The following is a 1,717-nucleotide window of genomic DNA, read 5'->3' on the forward strand; positions in this document are numbered from 1 at the left end:
AAGCTGTAGTGCGCCACCGGCGCCATGGCCGCCGCCGCGAGCTGGTCCGGTCCCGCGCCCCCGCCCACGCCGCTGGCAGGCAGGCCCGTTGCCGGCGGCGGCCGCGACTTCGAGCCGGACGGAAAGGCGACCCGCCTGATTCCCCCAGATTGACGCATGCCGATATAGGCATATGATGATGTCCGTGGCACGAGCAGCGACGACGTCGGACGTTTTCAACGCGATCGCCGAGCCGCAGCGCCGGGAGATCCTGGCGCTGCTGCGGGCGGGTGAGCGGCCGGTGACCCAGTTGGCCCAGGAGCTGGGGATGACCCAGCCGACGGCGTCCAAGCACCTGCGGGTGCTCAGGGAAGTGGGGCTGGTGCGGGACCGCAAGGCAGGCAAGCAGCGCCTGTACGGCCTGGACGCCCGCGGGCTGCGACCGGTCCACGAGTGGACCGGCGGGTTCGAGCGGTTCTGGAACGAGAGCTTCGACCGGCTGGACGCGTACGTGCAGGATCTCAAGCAGGCAAAACAGGAAAGAAGTAACTGATGAGCGAGACGGGACAAGGAGCGCCGGCGCAGTCCGCGACGGCCGACCGCGAGGTTGTGATCTCCCGGGTGATCGACGCCCCACGGGAGCTGGTGTTCGAGGCGTTCACCGAGGTGCGGCACCTGTCGCAGTGGTGGGGGCCGGAGGGGTTCACCACCACCACGCGGTCCTTCGAGTTCCGCGTGGGCGGGGTGTGGGAGTTCGTGATGCACGGACCTGACGGGACGGACTACCAGGAGTGGATCTCCTGGACCGAGATCGTCCCGCCGGAGGAGATCACGATGCTGCACGGCGAATACCGCGGCGACCCGAACGCCTTCGAGTCGGTCCTCGCGTTCGCGGCCGACGGGGCGGCGACCCGGGTCGAGATGCGCACGGTGTTCCCCACCAAGGAGCTGCGCGACGAGGCGGTGGAGAAATACCACGCGATCGAGGGCGGCCGGCAGACCCTGGGCAACCTGGCCGCCTACGTCACCGAGATCGTTGGGAAGGGAGCTGAGGGCTGATGGCCGGCAAGGTGTTCTTCAGCGTGTCGATGTCGCTGGACGGTTTCATCGCACCCGAGTCCCCCGAGGATTTGATGGGGCGGCAGTGGATGGAGCTGCAGCGGTGGATCTTCCCGCTGCGGTTCTTCCGGGAGAACCTGAAGCTCGGCAAGGGCGGCGAGGAGGGCCCCGACAACGACATCGCGCGGGAGACGTTCGAGCGCACCGGCGCGAGCGTGATGGGCAAGCGCATGTTCGACGCCGGCGAGCAGATGTGGCCGGAGGAGGCGCCGTTCCACACGCCGGTCTTCGTCGTGACGCACGAGAAGCGCGACCCCTGGGAGCGGCCGGGCGGGACCACCTTCCACTTCGTCAACGACGGTATCGAGACCGCGCTCGACCAGGCCCGCGAGGCCGCCGGCGACCGCGACGTCCGCATCGCGGGCGGCGGCGCGACGATCCTGGAGTACCTGAACGCCGGCCTGGTCGACGAGTTCTCGATCGCGCTCTCACCCGTGCTGTTCGGCTCCGGAATCCGCCTGTTCGAGGGCGTGGACGCGAACCGGGTGGCCCTGGAGCCGGTCCGCGCGGAGCCGACGCAGCGGGTGACCCACCTGACCTACGCGGTCCGGAAGCGGTAACTGTCTCGACCTCGGCAGCGTGCTGAGATCCTCGACGCTCTCAGCGTCAGGGCCCTCCC

Annotated in this window: 3 protein-coding genes; all 3 read left to right on the forward strand. The window is 69.2% G+C overall.

Features of this window, described 5'->3' with window-relative positions; translation table 11 throughout:
- Window positions 1–184 precede the first annotated feature (184 nt).
- Genes ETD85_RS62105 through ETD85_RS62115 form a run of 3 tightly spaced genes read left to right on the forward strand, consistent with a single transcriptional unit; the run spans window position 185 to window position 1,658 of the window.
- Complete coding sequence (locus ETD85_RS62105; RefSeq protein ID WP_138699065.1) at window positions 185–532, forward strand: ArsR/SmtB family transcription factor; 348 nt, start codon at window positions 185–187, stop codon at window positions 530–532.
- A complete protein-coding gene (locus tag ETD85_RS62110; RefSeq protein WP_138699066.1) occupies window positions 532–1,038 on the forward strand; it encodes an SRPBCC family protein in 507 nt (168 codons plus the stop codon). Before ETD85_RS62105 ends, ETD85_RS62110 begins: the two co-directional genes overlap by 1 nt.
- The gene (locus ETD85_RS62115) at window positions 1,038–1,658 is read left to right on the forward strand and encodes a dihydrofolate reductase family protein (protein WP_138699067.1); all 621 of its coding nucleotides are present in this window, start codon (window positions 1,038–1,040) and stop codon (window positions 1,656–1,658) included. Before ETD85_RS62110 ends, ETD85_RS62115 begins: the two co-directional genes overlap by 1 nt.
- The last annotated feature ends 59 nt before the right edge of the window (window positions 1,659–1,717 follow it).

The organism is Nonomuraea zeae, assembly GCF_005889725.1.
Lineage (GTDB): Bacteria > Actinomycetota > Actinomycetes > Streptosporangiales > Streptosporangiaceae > Nonomuraea > Nonomuraea zeae.

Bases quoted from the DNA above. Each gene is read 5' to 3' on its own strand.
- ETD85_RS62110 (WP_138699066.1), top strand. From the start codon at position 532: ATGAGCGAGACGGGACAAGGAGCGCCGGCGCAGTCCGCGACGGCCGAC.
- ETD85_RS62115 (WP_138699067.1), top strand. From the start codon at position 1,038: ATGGCCGGCAAGGTGTTCTTCAGCGTGTCGATGTCGCTGGACGGTTTC.